Here is a 15129-nt window from a genome sequence, read left to right as displayed (position 1 = left end):
CCCCGCCGCGGCGGCTACGTGCGGTCCGGGCCGCGGCGCAGCAGGTAGGTGTCCATGATCCAGCCCTTGCGCTCGCGTGCCTCGGCGCGCAGCCGCTCGATACGGGGACCGGCCTCGGCGATCGGGCCGGAGACCAGGATCTCGTCCGGTGTGCCGATGTACGCGCCCCAGTAGATGTCGATGTCGTCCCCGGCGTACTGCCGGAAGGCCTGGTGGGCGTCCAGCATCACCACCACGTCGTCCACCCCGTCGGGGAACCCCTCGGCGAGCCGCCGGCCCGTCGTGATCTGCACCGGACGCGCCACCCGGTTCAGCCCCGTGCGGTGCCGGGCGACGAGCGCCGAGACACTGCTGATCCCGGGCACGACGTCGTACTCGAAGGCCACCGTCCCCTCGGCGAGCACCTCGTCGAGGATGCCCAGCGTGCTGTCGTACAGGGCGGGGTCGCCCCAGACCAGGAACGCACCGGTCTCGTCCGGCCCGAGCTCCTCGGCGATGAGCCGCCCGTAGATCTCCGCACGGGCGCTGCGCCAGTCGCCGACGGCGGGGGAGTAGGCCGCACCGCCCGCCCCGCGGTCCCGCTCGGGGTCCCGGGCCTCGACCACCCGGTACGCGCCCTGCGGCAGATGGGTCTCGAGCATCTCGTGCCGCAGCCGCGTCAGGTCGCTCTTCACCTCGCCCTTGTCCAGGACGAAGAACACGTCCGTGCTCCGCAGCGCCCCGACCGCCTGGAGGGTCAGCTGCTCGGGGTCGCCCGCGCCGATACCGATGACATGAATCCTTCGCACGCCCCGAGTCTGCCGTACGTCACCGGCCGTGACCGTGCCGGGTCAGCGCAACCGGGGCGCCAGGGCCCGCGCGTCCACCGCGGCGCCGGACGACTCCACCGCGTCCGCGAGGTCCCGCGCCCAGCGGGAAAGGGCGGCGAGGTCCATCGCGTAGGGCCGGTCCTCTCCTGCTCCGGCCGCCCACTCCTGCGCCCCCGCCGCGCCGCGCCGCAGCAGCCGCGCCCCGCCCCGGGCGTTACCCCGGGCCGCGTGGGTGAGGCCCACCGCGAGCTGGGCCAGGGCGCGCCACAGGGCGCGCTCCGGCGCGGGGCCGGACTTCCAGGCGTCCTCGAACACCTCGTGCGCGTGGAACGGCCGCCCGGCGTCCAGCAGGGCCTGGGCCTGCGTGACGGTCTCCTCCGGCGTGCGCACGACGCCCTCGGGCTGGCGCGCCACCCCGGCCGTGCCGTACGGCAGGGGCCGGCCCAGGCCGTCCCGCGGCCGGGCGTTGCGCGCCCGCCCCTCGTCGTCGCGGTCCCGGGCGGCGGTGGCCCGGCCGCCGCCCGTCCCTGCTGCGCTGTCCGAACGGTCCATACGACGATTGTCCCGCGACCGGGCCCTCTTCGGCGCACTCCCCGGTGTGGGGTAAAGTGCTGTTCGCGCGATCGCACGGCGGACGCCGTGCGAAGCGCACCGGGACGTGGCGCAGCTTGGTAGCGCACTTGACTGGGGGTCAAGGGGTCGCAGGTTCAAATCCTGTCGTCCCGACCAGCTTCACAGCCGGTCGGAAGCCGTTTTCCCGTTCATCGGGAAGACGGCTTCGGTGCGTCCGGGTCCGGTTCTCTGCGGAGGCGGACCCCGGGTACCGGCCGCCCGAGGGTGACCCGGGAGTAACCGGGGAGGCTACGCTGGGATCATGCCGTCCCCGCGCCGTACCGCCCGACAGGCCGACCTGCTGGAACGCCTCGTCGCGCTGCTCACGGCGGAGGGGTTCGCGGACCTCACCCTGGACGACCTCGCCGAGCGGCTGCGCTGCTCGAAGACGACCCTGTACCAACTCGCCCGCAGCAAGCAGGGGCTGGTCGTCGAGGCGGTCAAGCACTACTTCCGCGGGGCCACCGAGGCCGTCGAGAAGCGGGTCGCGCTCACCGTCGACCCCTCCGACCGCGTCCGGGTGTACCTGACCGCCGTGGCCGAACAGCTGCGCCCGCTCTCGCGCCGCTTCCTCGACGACGTGGCGGACTTCCCGCCCGCCCGCGAGGTGTACGAGTCCAACACCCGGATGGCCGCGGAGCGGGTGCGGCGGCTGATCGCCGAGGGCGTCTCGGACGGCGCCTTCCGCGAGGTGCACACCGCGTTCGTCGGCGAGGTCGCCGCGGCGACCATGCGGCAGATCCAGCAGGGCGAGCTCCAGGCCCGCACGGGGCTCAGCGACGCGGAGGCGTACGAACAGCTCGCCTCGCTCATCGTGCACGCCGTGTCCTCCTGAGACGGAGACTTTCCCCCGCTCACCCGCTGTCCCGCGGCACCCTCGTGCAGTACTGTGAATGATACGTTCGTACGCACTTCAGTATCACTTCCAGTACTCACCGGTACTCCTACGTGGAGGTCACCATGCCTGCCACTCGTGCCCTGCCGACCGAGGAAGCCGTCGAGCTCATCCAGCTCACGCGCACCCTCGCCGCCAAGGAACTCGCACCCCGGGTCGCCGACGCGGAGGCGGACGGGGCGTTCCCCAGGGACGTCTTCCGCACCCTCGGGCGCAGCGGCCTGCTCGGACTGCCCTTCGCCGAGGAGGACGGCGGGGCGGACCAGCCGTACGGGGTCTACCTCCAGGTGCTGGAGGAGGTCGCCGCCGTCTGGTCGAGCGTCGCCGTGGGCATCTCCGTGCACGCCCTGTCGTGCTTCCCGCTGGCCCGCTTCGGCACGGCCGAGCAGCGGCGCACGTGGCTGCCGGACATGCTCGGCGGTGAGCTGCTCGGCGCCTACTGCCTCTCCGAGCCGCACGCCGGCTCCGACCCGGCGGCCATGCTCACCCGCGCGGTCCGCGACGGCGACCACTACGTGCTCGACGGCACCAAGGCGTGGACCACGCACGGCGGTTACGCGGACTTCTACACGGTCATGGCCCGCACCTCCGAGGACCGCGCGCACGGCATCTCCTGCTTCCTGGTCCCCGCCGACGCCCCGGGGCTCAGCGCCGACCCGCCGGAGCGCAAGATGGGTCTGACGGGCTCGGCGACCGCGACCATGCGGCTGGAGAACGTCCGGGTGCCCGTCGAGCGCCGGATCGGCGAGGAGGGGCAGGGACTGAAGATCGCGCTCGCCTCCCTGGACTGCGGCCGGCTGGGCATCTCGGCCGTCGCCACCGGACTCGCCCAGGGCGCCCTGGACCACGCGGTGCGCTACGCCCGGGAGCGGGAGACGTTCGGCAAGCCGATCATCGAGCACCAGGGCCTGGCCTTCGTCCTCGCCGACATGGGCGCCGCGATCGAGTCGGCGCGGGCCACCGCGCTGTCCGCCGCCCGGTTGAAGGATCTCGGCCTGCCCTTCACACGGGAGGCGTCGATCGCCAAACTCGTGGCCACGGACAACGCCATGAAGGTGACCACGGACGCCGTGCAGGTCCTCGGGGGATACGGGTACACCCGTGACTTCCCCGTGGAGCGCTTCATGCGCGAGGCCAAGGTCATGCAGATCTTCGAAGGAACCAACCAGATCCAGCGCATGATCATCTCCCGTGCGCTGGACCGCGACGAGGGCGGTGTGCTCACCGTCCTCGGCAAGGAGTGATGATGCAGCTCGAGAACACCGCCGCCCTCGTCACCGGCGGTGCGTCCGGCCTCGGCGCGGCCACCGCGAAGGCCCTCGCCGAGCGCGGCGCCCGGGTCTTCGCCCTCGACCTCAAGGACGGCGTCGACAAGGCGCCCGAGGTACCGGGGGTGACCTACGTGTCCGCCGACGTCACCGACCCCGAGCAGGTCGGCGCCGCCGTCGCCGCGGCGGCCGGCTCCGGTGTGCCCCTGCGCACGGTCGTCAACTGCGCCGGCATCGGCCCGTCCGCGCGGATCCTGGGCAAGAAGGGGGTCCACGACCTCGCCCTGTACGCCAAGGTGATCCAGATCAACCTGATCGGCACCTTCAACGTGCTCGCGCTGGCCTCCGAGGCCATCGCGCAGACCGAGGCCGACGACGACGGTCAGCGGGGTGTCGTCGTCAACACCGCGTCGATCGCCGCCTACGACGGGCAGATCGGACAGGCCGCCTACGCGTCCTCCAAGGGCGGGGTGGTCGGGCTGACCCTGCCCGCCGCCCGCGACCTCGCGCAGTACGGGATCCGGGTGTGCACCATCGCTCCGGGCATCGTGGAGACGCCCATGCTGGCGACGGTGTCGCAGGAGTTCCGCGCCTCGCTCGCCGAGGGCGTGCCCTTCCCGCGCCGTCTGGCCAGCCCGCAGGAGTACGCGAAGCTGGCCCTGGCGATCGTCGACCACGACTACCTCAACGGCGAGACCATCCGGATGGACGGCGCGCTGCGGATGGCCCCGAGGTAGGTCCCTACACCCTGACCAGCAGCTGGAAGTCGAACGCGTAACGGGACGCACGGTAGACGTGCGTCCCGTACTCGGCCGGCCGGCCGGTGTCGTCGTACGCCGTGCGCTGCATGGTGAGCAGGGCCGCCCCCGCCTTCTCGGCGAGGAGGGCGGCCTCCTCCGCGGTCGCGGAGCGGGCGCCGATGGTCTGCCGGGCACTGTGCAGGGTGATGCCGGCGGCCCGCAGCAGCCGGTACAGCCCGGTCGACTCCAGCCGCTGCGTGCCGAGGTCCAGCAGGTCCGGGGGCAGGTAGTTGCACAGGAACGCCACCGGCTGTCCGTGGGTGGCCCGCAGCCGCTCCAGGACGATGACCTCGCTGCCCTCGGCCACTCCCAGTGCGGCGGCCACGTCGGCGGCCGCCGGCACCCTTTCGTTGCGCAGGACGTGCGTGGTGGGCCCCTGTCCGGCCGTCTCCAGATCGTCGTAGAGGCTGCTCAGTTCCAGCGGCCGTTTCACCTGGCTGTGCACGACCTGGGTGCCGACCCCGCGCCGGCGCACCAGCAGGCCCTTGTCGACCAGCGACTGGATGGCCTGGCGGACCGTCGGACGGGACAGGCCGAGCCGGGCCGACAGGTCGATCTCGTTGCCCAGGAGGTTGCCGGGGGCGAGCGCGCCGTGCTCGATCGCCGACTCCAGCTGCTGGGCGAGCTGGTAGTAGAGCGGCACCGGACTGGTGCGGTCGAGGGCGAAGGGCAACGCGTCCAGCGGAGAGCCGGGCACGGCACGGGATCGGTCGCCGGTCTTCGCCACCGGGGCACCTCCTCGGTTCGTCGGGTCGGGCGTGCGCTCGGGCGCCCCGTCCGCACGTGGTCTTCGCGCGTGAGGGGGACGTCCCGGCGCAAAGGGGAGAGATCGACTCGGGTCGACCCGTCGTGATCAGGTCGGTGGCGGGGCCGGGCCGGCCATGTGCGACGCTCCTCCGGGTGGTCGGGGGATCAGGCGTCCCCCAGGTGTAGGTCCAGGGGACCCGCACTGTCAAGAGTTTGTACTTACATTCGGACCTTTACGTGAAATGATGTCTTAACAAAGTATTGACAGTGGGCTCGGCAAGGGATTGGATCCCGTCCCAGCAGCGCACGGCCGGGTCCGAGGCACCTGAACAGTCGCGGACCCGGCTCCAGGGCCCCAATCTGAGTAGAAACGGGCCCCCGGAACCCTTCGACCGCCTCCTTTTCCCGAATTCCCGTCGTGTTTCTCCGTCGCACAGTGAGGTGCAGGAAAGATGGACAGCTCTTCTCCGTTCCGCTCGCGCAGAATCGCTCCGGCCGTGGCCCTGGCCGCCGCTGTGACCCTGACTCTCGCGGGTTGTTCCAGCAGCTCGGGCGGCAAGAAGTCCGAGGAGAGCGCGGACGGCGCTTCCGCGGGCAAGGCGAGCACCCCGCAGATGACGGTCGCGCTGGTGACCCACCAGTCGCCCGGTGACACCTTCTGGGACATCGTCCGCAAGGGTGCGGAGGCGGCCGCCGCCAAGGACAACGTCAAGCTGGTCTACTCCGCCGACCCGAACGCCGGCAACCAGGCCAACCTCATCCAGAACGCCATCGACCAGAAGGTCGACGGCATCGCGGTCACCCTCGCCAAGCCCGACGCCCTCAAGGACGTCATAGCCAAGGCCAAGACCGCGAAGATCCCGGTGGTCGGCCTCAACTCCGGTGTCAGCGAGTGGAAGAACCTCGGTCTGATGGAGTTCTTCGGTCAGGACGAGACGGTGGCCGGCGAGGCCCTCGGCAACCGGCTCAACTCCGAGGGCGCCAAGAAGGCCGTCTGTGTCATCCAGGAGCAGGGCAACATCGGCCTGACCCAGCGCTGCGCCGGTGTCAAGAAGACCTTCTCGGGCACGACGGAGACCCTGTACGTCAACGGCACGGACATGCCGTCGGTGAAGTCCACGATCACCGCAAAGCTGAGCCAGGACAAGGCCATCGACTACGTCGTCACCCTGGGCGCCCCGTTCGCGCTGACGGCGGTGCAGTCCAAGGCCGACGCGGGCAGCAAGGCCAAGATCGCCACCTTCGACCTCAACAAGGACCTCACGAGCGCCATCGACAAGGGCACGATCGAGTTCGCGGTCGACCAGCAGCCGTACCTCCAGGGCTACCTGGCGGTCGACTCGCTGTGGCTGTACAAGAACAACGGCAACTACATGGGCGGCGGCGAGCAGCCGGTGCTGACCGGTCCGGCCTTCGTGGACAAGACCAACGTCGACGCGGTCGCCTCGTTCGCCGCGAAGGGCACCCGGTGATGAGCATGACCCAGCATGCCGAGCCGGCGGTGGGGACACCGCCGGCCCCCGGCCGCAAGGAGAGCGACGGCCGGACCAAGCAACGCCCGCCCGTCCTGCGCCTGTTGGCCCGCCCCGAGGTGGGCGTGTTCCTCGGCGCGGTCGCGGTCTACGTGTTCTTCCTGATCGCTGCGCCGCCGGTGCGCGAGGGCAGCGCGATGGCCAACATCCTCTACCAGTCGTCGACGATCGGGATCATGGCGCTCCCGGTCGCCCTGCTGATGATCGGCGGGGAGTTCGACCTGTCCGCCGGTGTCGCGGTGATCACCTCGGCGCTCACCGCGTCCATGCTCAGCTACCAGCTCACCATGAACGTCTGGGTCGGCGTGGTCGTCGCCCTCCTGGTGTCCCTGGGGATCGGGTTCCTCAACGGCTGGATGGTGGTCAAAACGGGGCTGCCGAGCTTCCTGATCACGCTGGGCACGTTCCTGATCCTCCAGGGCGTGAACCTGGCGGTGACCAAGCTCGTCACCACCAACGTGGCCACGGACGACATCAGCGACATGGACGGCTTCGCCCAGGCCAAGAAGATCTTCGCCTCGTCCTTCGAGGTCGGCGGCGTCCAGGTGAAGATCACCATCGTCTACTGGCTGGTGTTCGCGGCGATCGCCACCTGGATCCTGCTGCGCACCCGGTACGGCAACTGGATCTTCGCGGTCGGCGGCAACAAGGAGTCCGCGCGGGCCGTCGGTGTGCCGGTGACCTTCACCAAGATCTCGCTGTTCATGCTGGTCGGCTTCGGCGCCTGGTTCGTCGGCATGCACCAGCTGTTCACCTTCAACACCGTCCAGTCCGGCGAGGGCGTGGGCCAGGAGCTGATCTACATCTCCGCGGCCGTCATCGGCGGCTGTCTGCTGACCGGCGGCGCCGGCAGCGCCATCGGCCCGGTCTTCGGCGCGTTCATGTTCGGCATGGTGCAGCAGGGCATCGTCTACGCCGGCTGGAACCCCGACTGGTTCAAGGCCTTCCTCGGCGTCATGCTCCTCGGCGCCGTCCTCATCAATCTGTGGGTCCAGCGCACGGCCACCCGGAGGTGACCTCAATGACCACCGACGGAACCGGCACGCACGGCGCCATCCTCGCGGACACCGTCCCCGAGGGCGGGGACACCCCGCTCGTCGAACTGCGGAACGCGGGCAAGTCCTACGGCAACATCCGCGCCCTGCACGGCGTCGACCTCACCGTCCGCCCCGGCCAGGTGACCTGTGTCCTGGGCGACAACGGCGCCGGCAAGTCCACCCTCATCAAGATCATCTCCGGGCTGCACCAGCACACCGAGGGCGAGTTCCTCGTCGACGGCTGCCCCGTGCGCTTCAGCACCCCGCGCGAGGCGCTCGACAAGGGCATCGCCACGGTCTACCAGGACCTCGCCACCGTCCCCCTGATGCCGGTCTGGCGCAACTTCTTCCTCGGCTCCGAGATGACCAAGGGCCCCTGGCCCGTACGCCGTCTCGACATCGACCGGATGAAGAAGACGGCCGACCAGGAACTGCGCAACATGGGCATCGTCCTGGACGACCTCGAACAGCCCATCGGCACCCTCTCCGGCGGTCAGCGCCAGTGCGTCGCCATCGCCCGCGCCGTCTACTTCGGCGCCCGCGTCCTCATCCTGGACGAGCCGACCGCGGCCCTGGGCGTCAAGCAGTCCGGCGTCGTGCTGAAGTACATCGCCGCCGCCCGCGACCGCGGTCTCGGCGTCATCTTCATCACCCACAACCCGCACCACGCCTACATGGTCGGCGACCACTTCAGCGTCCTGCGCCTGGGAACCATGGAACTCACCGCCTCCCGCGACCAGGTCAGCCTCGAGGAACTCACCAACCACATGGCCGGCGGCACCGAACTCGCCGCGCTGAAGCACGAGTTGGCCCAGGTGCGGGGCGTCGACGTCGAAGAGCTGCCGGAGGAGAAGGACCTCACCGCGCCCGTCGCGAACCCCGGCGAGAAGGCGTCCTGACGCGGGGAACGTCCGCGGTCCCACGAGGACCGGGGTCCCTCCTTCCGCCCGGGGCGTGAGGCGGGAAGGGACCGGGCGCGTCGCGCCGCCGCCGACGGGCGGCGGCGCGCCCGCGCTCGTATGGTGGTGGTTGATGGGCCGCATGCGGCCCGTGCCCCATGGTGCGGCCGTGGCCTGCGGCGGAAACCTCCTCATACGGGAGCGAGCCCATGAGACACCCGTATCTCCGACTGCGCACGGGAATCGTCGTCGCCACCGCCCTGGGGGCCCTGGTGGCGGTACCGGCCGCGAGCGGGGCGGTCACCGCGGCCCCGCCCACCGCCGCCACCGCGACCGAGCCGCCGTCGCCGTCCTCGTCCGGGGACGGCGTCGTCGAACTCACCCCGGCCGTGCGGCAGCAGGTGGACGAGGCCGTGCAGCGAGTCATGAAGCAGGCGAGCATTCCCGGAGTGACCGTCGGCATCTGGACGCCCGACAAGGGCGAGTACGTGAAGTCCTTCGGCGTCGCCGACAAGAACACCGGGCGGGCGATGAACCCCGGCCTCTACATGCGTATCGGCAGCGAGACCAAGACGTTCACGGTCACCGCCCTGCTCCAGCTCGTCGACCAGGGGAAGGTCGGCCTCGACGACACCATCGGCAAGTACATCGACGGCGTGCCGAACGGCGACAAGATCACACTGCGTCAACTCGCCGGAATGCGCAGCGGGTTGTTCAACTACTCGGCGGACGAGGACTTCTTCAAGGCGCTGACCTCCGATCCGCAGCGGCCCTTCACCCCGCAGCAGTTGCTCGCCTACTCCTTCAAGCACCCCGTGCTCTTCCCGCCGGGCGAGAAGTTCTACTACTGCAACACCAACCTGATCCTGCTCGGCCTGGTCGTCGAGCAGATGAGCGGCCAGCACCTCGACGACTACATCCAGGACCACGTCCTCGACCCCGCGGGCCTCGACCACACCCTGTTCCCGACCGGCAACGAGTTCCCGACCCCGCACTCGCAGGGCTACACGGACCAGACCGCGACCGGTGCGGTGGAGGACTCGGCCGACTGGGACCCCTCCTGGGGCTGGGCGGCCGGCGCGATGATCTCAAGGCTGGACGACCTGCGGGTGTGGGCGCGCACCGTGGCCACGGGCGTGCTGCCCGACGGCAGCCGGATGATCAGCCCCGCCACCCAGCGGCAGCGGCTGATCACGCCGCCGACGCCCATCCCGGGCGCCGGGTACGGGCTCGGCATCTTCGACGTGCAGGGCTGGATCGGCCACAACGGCTCGCTGCCCGGCTACGAGTCCCTGACCATCTACCTGCCGTCGGCGCGGGCCACCCTCGTGGTCCTGCTGAACACCGACATCAACTACAAGAACCAGGAGCCCAGCACCCTGTTCGGCGACGCCATCACCACGATCGTCTCCCCGCAGCACGTCTTCAACCTGCCGGCGGAACCCGCGGCGCGGTAGGGACGTTCGGACAGGTACAGGATGAGTGGAGTCGTGTACGGGGAGGGCGAGATGCAGGAGCAGGAGCAGGAGCGGACGCCGGAGGGTTCCGGCGCCGCGCAGGAGCGCCGCCGGGCGCGGTTCGGCGCGCTGCCCGAGCGGGTGCGCCCGCAGGACATGGTGGAGGAGCGGCCGGCCACGCCGAGGGACCCGGCGCGGGACGCCTACGACCCGGACGAGTTCGCGGTCCGGTACGGCCTGTGAACGGGTGAGGGCGGCCGGGGAGAGCACGCTCCCCGGCCGCCCTCGTGACGGGCCCGTCGGCTCAGGAGGCGCGGACCTCGGCGATCGTCACCGGCCGGTGCTCGTGCAGGGACAGCGTGCACGCCTCCGCGATCCAGCCCGCCTCGAGGGCGTCCTCGATCGTGCAGGGCGAGGTGCGGGTGCCGGCCACGACCTCGGTGAACGCGGTGAGTTCGGCGCGGTAGGCGGCCGTGAACCGGTCCATGAAGAAGTCGTGCGGGATGCCCGCGGGGAAGGTCACGCCGGGCTCGACCGACCGCAGGGGCAGCTTGTCCTCCAGGCCCACGGCGATCGAGTCGGTGAAACCGTGGATCTCCATCCGCACGTCGTAACCGCGCGCGTTGTGCCGGGAGTTGGAGACCACCGCGATCGTGCCGTCGTCGAGTGTGAGGATCGCGCCGGTGGTGTCGGCGTCGCCCGCCTCCTTGATGTAGTCGGCCCCCCGGTTGCCGCCGACGGCGTACACCTCCGTCACCTCGCGGCCGGTGACCCAGCGGATGATGTCGAAGTCGTGCACCGAGCAGTCCCGGAAGATGCCCCCGGAGGCGGCGACGTACGCGGCGGGCGGCGGGGCCGGGTCCAGCGTGGTCGAACGGACCGTGTGCAGCTTGCCCAGTTCGCCGGCGCTCACGGCCGCCCGCGCGGCGACGAACCCCGCGTCGAAGCGACGGTTGTAGCCGATCTGGATGGGCACGTCGCTTCCACGGACGGCGTCGAGCACCTTCACGCCCTCGCTCATGGTCTTCGCGACGGGCTTCTCGCAGAAGACGGGGATGCCCGCTTCGACGGCGGCCAGGATCAGGCCCGGATGCGCATCGGTCGCCGCCGCGATCACGACACCGTCCACCCCGGCGGCCAGGACGGCCTCGGGGGAGTCGGCGACCTCGGCGCCGAACCGCTCGGCGGCGCTCTTGGCGGCCTCCGCGAACGGGTCGGCCACCACGAGCGACGCGACGGCGTCGAGTCCGGAGAGGGTCTCGGCGTGGAAGGCGCCGATGCGGCCGAGGCCGAGGATTCCGATACGCATGTGCTCCGCTGCTTTCCTGGTGTCTTTTCGGTTGCTGTCTGTCGGCCGGGGCCCGGTTCTGGTCCGGTCGTCCGTCGGGCTCGTTCCCGGTCCCGCCCGGCCGGCCGGTGCGGTCAGTCGGCGAACGTCCCGGGGTCGCGCAGGGCGGTCTTCTGCGGGGCGCTCCGGACGCGGTCGTCGGCGCCGGGCTTCGCGCGGTACCCGCCCGTGCTCGCGCCCGGGGTGCGCTGCCCGGCGACGGGCGCGCCGAGGACGGCGGTGGCGCGGTCGACGGCCGCCGGGGCGGGGAAGGCCCGGCGGAGGGCGAAGACGCCCGGCCCGCCGGTCAGGGGCCGCACACGCCCGGCCGGCCGGCGGTCCGCCGGCGCGGTCCGCGGCCGCGCACCGCCGCGGACGAGGAGGCCGTGCTCGACCGCCGTGGCGTGCGGACGGCCTGCGAGGTCGCAGGTGCGCCCGGTGGGCGTCCGGAAGGCGTCCAGGTCGCAGCCCCGTCCGGTCAGCCGGACAGGACCCCGCACGGAGGTGAAGGACATCGTCGTCCCTTCGATGACAATGGCGGCTCAGCGCTGCCATTCTTGTCATGACAAACCCGTCGAACAACCGGCAGGCGGCCATCAAAAACCCCTCAAGCCGAATCCTGGGAGCTTTCCGTGGGTCACCCGTTCCCCATCCGAGAGATCGCACGTCAGGCGGGGCTCAGCGAGGCCACCGTCGACCGGGTCCTGAACGGCAGGGGCGGGGTGCGTGAGTCGACGGCGCAGGAGGTGCGGCGCGCCATCGCCGACCTGGACCGGCAGCGCACCCAGGTCCGGCTCGTGGGCCGCACGTTCATGCTCGACATCGTGATGCAGGCGCCGGAACGGTTCACCACCGCCGTCCGGGCCGCCCTGGAGGCCGAGCTGCCCTCCCTGCACCCGGCCGTCCTCCGCTCCCGCTTCCATTTCCGGGAGACCGGACCGGCCCGGGAACTGGTCGCGACCCTAGACCGGATAGCCCGCCGGGGCTCGCAGGGCGTCGTCCTCAAGGCGCCGGACGTCCCGGAGACCAACGCCGCCGTCGGCAGGCTGGTGGCCGCCGGCATCCCGGTCGTCACCCTGGTCACGGACCTCCCGGCCAGTGCCCGCCTCGCCTACGTCGGTATCGACGACCGCGCCGCCGGAGCCACCGCCGCCTACCTCATGGGCCAGTGGCTCGGCGACCGCCCCGGCAATGTGCTCACCAGTCTCAGCAGCGGTTTCTTCCGCAACGAGGAGGAGCGCGAGATGGGGTTCCGCAGCGTGATGCGGGCCCGCCACCCCGAGCGCACGCTGGTCGAGATCGCCGGGGGACAGGGGCTGGACGCCACCCAGTACGAGCTGGTCAGGGCCGCGCTGGAACGGGACCCGGACATCCGCGCCGTCTACTCCATCGGGGGCGGCAACCACGCCACCCTGCGCGCCTTCGCCGACCTCGGCCGGGAGTGCGCCGTGTTCGTGGCGCACGACCTCGACCACGACAACACCCGGCTGCTGCGCGGCCACCGGCTGTCCGCGGTCCTCCACCACGACCTGCGTCACGACGTGCGCGAGGCGTGCCACACGGTGATGCGGGCCCATGGCGCGCTGCCGCCCGCCGGTCCCATGCCGCCGTCGGCGATCCAGGTGGTGACCCCGTACAACCTGCCGCCCCGGGTGGCGGCCGGCTGAGACGGCCGTCACCCGGGGCGCGGGTCCCGCGGGAGGTTCAGCGGCGCGGCGCCGGGGCCCCGGCCACCGGGGCGACGCGGGCGGCGCCGCGGCAGAAGGCGATGCCCAGGGCCAGCAGCCAATAGCTGAGCACGGCCCCGAGGAGCGCGGTCGTGCCCCAGCCGTTCGCCGCGTAGAAGAACGCCGGGTCGTTGCCGAAGAACAGCGACGGGACGAAGGCCAGGTTGATCCCGGCCAGGACGTACGCCGAGCGGACGGTCCAGCGCGGCAGGAGCCGGGCGCGGCCGACGGCCTGGCCGAGCGCGGTCAGGAAGAGCGCCAGCATCAGCTTGGAGATCGTCCCGTAGAGGACGTAGGTGCCGCTGACCTCGATCGTCGGGTCGATCGGGTGGTCGGCGGCGATGACCGCGCCGGCCTCCAGCCCCATCGAGACCAGGGTGACCGTGGCGTAGACCAGGCCCGTGGAGAAGGCGAGGGAGCCCGCCCACGCGTGGTCGGGAGCCACCCGGCCGACCAGTTCGCGCAGCGCCGTCACGAAGACGACCAGACAGGCCAGCGCCACGATCCCGATGAGCAGCCGGGACAGGACGTTGCCGTCCGGGGGCGCGCCGTCGTAGACGAAGTAGAGCGGCACCTGGACGATGAGCGCGACCGCGGCGGCCACGGCGGCGAGGCCCGTCAGACGGCGGGCGATGGTTTCGGGCATGAGGGTCCCCCGGGATCTCGGTGCGACGGATTCGGCGCCGGCGTCCGCCGAGCGGTGCTCGCGTTCGCCGACCCCTGAAGCCTGCCGTTCCCGGGCCGCGAGGTCCCTGGGCCTGGGAGCCGGATCGGGGGTGGTCCTGACGCCACCCCTACGGGTGCACGTCCACCCAGGAGCCGCTGTGCGCGGACCGGGTCATCGCCTCCAGCGCCGTCGCGCTGTGCACGGCGTCCGTGAGCGTCGCCCCGCGGGGGACGCCCTCGGCGACCGACCGCAGGAAGCGGTACGCCTCCACGACCTTGAGGTCGTCGTAGCCCATGGCGTTCGCCGCACCCGGCTGGAAGGCCCCGAACTCGCCGTCGCCCGGACCGACGTACACCGTGCTGACGGGCTGGTCCTGGTACGTGGTGCCGCGACTGACGCCGAGCTCGTTCATCCTGCGGAAGTCCCAGAACACCGCGCCCCGGGTGCCGTGCACCTCGAAGCCGTAGTTGTTCTGCTCGCCGACGGAGACCCGGCAGGCCTCCAGCACCCCCCGGGCGCCGGAGGCGAAACGCAGCAGGCAGCTGACGTAGTCCTCGTTCTCGACCGGACCGAGTTCGCCGCCGGCGGCGAGGCTGTGACCCGCGGTGGCCCCCGTCGGGCGGGCCCGCTGGGGGACGAAGACCGCCGTGTCGGCCGTCAGGGACGCGATGTCGCCGAGCAGGAACCGGGCCAGGTCCACGCCGTGCGAGGCCAGGTCGCCCAGGACTCCGCTGCCGCCCCGCTCCCGCTCGTAGCGCCAGGTCAGAGCGCCGTCGGGATGGGCCGCGTAGTCGCTGAAGAGGCGGACGCGGACATGGGTGACGGTCCCGAGTTCACCCGAGGCGACGAGGTCGCGGGCCGCCTCCACGGCCGGCGCGTTGCGGTAGTTGAAGCCGACCGCGCCCTGCACCGAGGCCGCGGCCACCGCGTCGGCCACCGCCCTGGCGTCCGCGGGGGTCAGCCCCACCGGCTTCTCGATCCAGATGTGCTTGCCGGCCTCGGCCATCGCGACACCGATCTCGCGGTGCAGGAAGTTCGGCGCGGTGATGCTGACGGCGTGCACCCGCGGGTCGGCGGCCACCTCGCGCCAGTCCCGGGTGAAGGACGCGAAGCCGAACCGCCGCGCCGCCTCCTCCGCCCGGCCGGGCACCTCCTCGGCGACGGTCACGAGTTCCGGACGCACGGCCAGCTGCGGATAGTGGTGCCGCACCCGGGCGTACGCCTGGGTGTGCACGCGGCCCATCCAGCCGAATCCGACGACGGCCACTCCGAGCGCATCCACCATGCCAGTCACCACAGCCCTTCCTTGGACCGCTCCATCACCCGACCCGGCCACCCTGCGGGCCGCTTCC

16 protein-coding genes and 1 tRNA gene are annotated in these 15129 nt (G+C 71.6%); 10 read left to right on the top strand and 7 right to left on the bottom strand.

Annotated elements, in window-relative coordinates; translation table 11 throughout:
• Window positions 1-14: 14 nt before the first annotated feature.
• Window positions 15-788 carry a precorrin-6A synthase (deacetylating) gene (gene cobF, locus Saso_RS28220; RefSeq protein WP_189924090.1) on the bottom strand — a complete coding sequence of 258 codons (774 nt, stop codon included), beginning with the start codon at window positions 786-788 and terminating at the stop codon, window positions 15-17.
• Between the two features lie 42 nt (window positions 789-830).
• Window positions 831-1361, bottom strand: coding sequence for a DUF309 domain-containing protein (locus Saso_RS28215; RefSeq protein WP_189924092.1), 531 nt, complete (start codon window positions 1359-1361; stop codon window positions 831-833).
• A gap of 100 nt (window positions 1362-1461) precedes the next feature.
• Here Saso_RS28215 and Saso_RS28210 point away from each other — a divergent pair.
• The 4 genes from Saso_RS28210 (at window position 1462) to Saso_RS28195 (ending at window position 4321) form a co-directional block, all read left to right on the top strand.
• A tRNA-Pro gene (locus Saso_RS28210) sits at window positions 1462-1538 on the top strand.
• Between the two features lie 145 nt (window positions 1539-1683).
• Window positions 1684-2256 (top strand): TetR/AcrR family transcriptional regulator, encoded by a 573-nt coding sequence (locus Saso_RS28205; protein ID WP_189924094.1) that lies wholly within the window; start codon window positions 1684-1686, stop codon window positions 2254-2256.
• 125 nt (window positions 2257-2381) lie between these two features.
• Window positions 2382-3560, top strand: a complete 1179-nt coding sequence (locus Saso_RS28200; protein ID WP_189924096.1) for an acyl-CoA dehydrogenase family protein — start codon at window positions 2382-2384, stop codon at window positions 3558-3560.
• A 2-nt stretch (window positions 3561-3562) separates the two neighbouring features.
• Entirely contained in the window at window positions 3563-4321 is a 759-nt protein-coding gene (locus Saso_RS28195; RefSeq protein ID WP_189924595.1) for an SDR family NAD(P)-dependent oxidoreductase, read from the top strand.
• A gap of 4 nt (window positions 4322-4325) precedes the next feature.
• On the opposite strand, the gene Saso_RS28190 is transcribed toward Saso_RS28195, so the two are convergent.
• Window positions 4326-5111, bottom strand: a complete 786-nt coding sequence (locus Saso_RS28190; protein WP_189924098.1) for a GntR family transcriptional regulator — start codon at window positions 5109-5111, stop codon at window positions 4326-4328.
• Window positions 5112-5583: 472 nt separating this feature from the next.
• On the opposite strand from Saso_RS28190, the gene Saso_RS28185 reads away from it, so the two are divergent.
• From Saso_RS28185 to Saso_RS28165, 5 genes are all read left to right on the top strand, one after another.
• A complete protein-coding gene (locus Saso_RS28185) occupies window positions 5584-6603 on the top strand; it encodes a sugar ABC transporter substrate-binding protein (protein ID WP_189924099.1) in 1020 nt (339 codons plus the stop codon).
• Window positions 6603-7679, top strand: coding sequence for an ABC transporter permease (locus Saso_RS28180; RefSeq protein ID WP_189924101.1), 1077 nt, complete (start codon window positions 6603-6605; stop codon window positions 7677-7679). The genes Saso_RS28185 and Saso_RS28180 overlap by 1 nt, the downstream gene beginning before the upstream one ends.
• Before the next feature lie 5 nt (window positions 7680-7684).
• Complete coding sequence (locus Saso_RS28175) at window positions 7685-8599, top strand: ATP-binding cassette domain-containing protein (RefSeq protein WP_189924103.1); 915 nt, start codon at window positions 7685-7687, stop codon at window positions 8597-8599.
• Window positions 8600-8808: 209 nt separating this feature from the next.
• Complete coding sequence (locus Saso_RS28170; protein ID WP_189924105.1) at window positions 8809-10056, top strand: serine hydrolase domain-containing protein; 1248 nt, start codon at window positions 8809-8811, stop codon at window positions 10054-10056.
• Window positions 10057-10107: 51 nt separating this feature from the next.
• A complete protein-coding gene (locus tag Saso_RS28165) occupies window positions 10108-10299 on the top strand; it encodes a hypothetical protein (protein ID WP_189924597.1) in 192 nt (63 codons plus the stop codon).
• Window positions 10300-10360: 61 nt separating this feature from the next.
• Here Saso_RS28165 and Saso_RS28160 read toward each other — a convergent pair whose 3' ends face one another.
• Entirely contained in the window at window positions 10361-11365 is a 1005-nt protein-coding gene (locus Saso_RS28160; protein ID WP_189924107.1) for a Gfo/Idh/MocA family protein, read from the bottom strand.
• Window positions 11366-11478: 113 nt separating this feature from the next.
• Complete coding sequence (locus tag Saso_RS28155; RefSeq protein WP_189924108.1) at window positions 11479-11898, bottom strand: hypothetical protein; 420 nt, start codon at window positions 11896-11898, stop codon at window positions 11479-11481.
• A 117-nt stretch (window positions 11899-12015) separates the two neighbouring features.
• Here Saso_RS28155 and Saso_RS28150 point away from each other — a divergent pair, with 117 nt between their 5' ends.
• Complete coding sequence (locus Saso_RS28150; RefSeq protein WP_189924109.1) at window positions 12016-13050, top strand: LacI family DNA-binding transcriptional regulator; 1035 nt, start codon at window positions 12016-12018, stop codon at window positions 13048-13050.
• A gap of 37 nt (window positions 13051-13087) precedes the next feature.
• Here Saso_RS28150 and Saso_RS28145 read toward each other — a convergent pair whose 3' ends face one another.
• Window positions 13088-13756: a hypothetical protein gene (locus tag Saso_RS28145; protein ID WP_189924110.1), complete on the bottom strand. Its 669-nt coding sequence runs from the start codon at window positions 13754-13756 to the stop codon at window positions 13088-13090.
• 148 nt (window positions 13757-13904) lie between these two features.
• The gene (locus tag Saso_RS28140) at window positions 13905-15062 is read right to left on the bottom strand and encodes a Gfo/Idh/MocA family protein (protein WP_189924599.1); all 1158 of its coding nucleotides are present in this window, start codon (window positions 15060-15062) and stop codon (window positions 13905-13907) included.
• Window positions 15063-15129: the final 67 nt, after the last annotated feature.

Source organism: Streptomyces asoensis, assembly GCF_016860545.1.
In the GTDB taxonomy this organism is placed as follows: Bacteria; Actinomycetota; Actinomycetes; order Streptomycetales; family Streptomycetaceae; genus Streptomyces; species Streptomyces asoensis.
This window is presented reverse-complemented; position numbering and strand designations above follow the sequence as displayed.

Excerpts from the sequence above, each read along its gene's own strand:
- Saso_RS28140 (WP_189924599.1), bottom strand. The coding sequence starts at position 15,062 with ATGGTGGATGCGCTCGGAGTGGCCGTCGTCGGATTCGGCTGGATGGGC.
- Saso_RS28165 (WP_189924597.1), top strand. The coding sequence starts at position 10,108 with ATGCAGGAGCAGGAGCAGGAGCGGACGCCGGAGGGTTCCGGCGCCGCG.
- Saso_RS28170 (WP_189924105.1), top strand. The coding sequence starts at position 8,809 with ATGAGACACCCGTATCTCCGACTGCGCACGGGAATCGTCGTCGCCACC.
- Saso_RS28205 (WP_189924094.1), top strand. The coding sequence starts at position 1,684 with ATGCCGTCCCCGCGCCGTACCGCCCGACAGGCCGACCTGCTGGAACGC.
- Saso_RS28185 (WP_189924099.1), top strand. The coding sequence starts at position 5,584 with ATGGACAGCTCTTCTCCGTTCCGCTCGCGCAGAATCGCTCCGGCCGTG.
- Saso_RS28180 (WP_189924101.1), top strand. The coding sequence starts at position 6,603 with ATGAGCATGACCCAGCATGCCGAGCCGGCGGTGGGGACACCGCCGGCC.
- Saso_RS28155 (WP_189924108.1), bottom strand. The coding sequence starts at position 11,898 with ATGTCCTTCACCTCCGTGCGGGGTCCTGTCCGGCTGACCGGACGGGGC.
- Saso_RS28175 (WP_189924103.1), top strand. The coding sequence starts at position 7,685 with ATGACCACCGACGGAACCGGCACGCACGGCGCCATCCTCGCGGACACC.
- Saso_RS28145 (WP_189924110.1), bottom strand. The coding sequence starts at position 13,756 with ATGCCCGAAACCATCGCCCGCCGTCTGACGGGCCTCGCCGCCGTGGCC.
- Saso_RS28195 (WP_189924595.1), top strand. The coding sequence starts at position 3,563 with ATGCAGCTCGAGAACACCGCCGCCCTCGTCACCGGCGGTGCGTCCGGC.
- Saso_RS28215 (WP_189924092.1), bottom strand. The coding sequence starts at position 1,361 with ATGGACCGTTCGGACAGCGCAGCAGGGACGGGCGGCGGCCGGGCCACC.
- Saso_RS28200 (WP_189924096.1), top strand. The coding sequence starts at position 2,382 with ATGCCTGCCACTCGTGCCCTGCCGACCGAGGAAGCCGTCGAGCTCATC.
- Saso_RS28160 (WP_189924107.1), bottom strand. The coding sequence starts at position 11,365 with ATGCGTATCGGAATCCTCGGCCTCGGCCGCATCGGCGCCTTCCACGCC.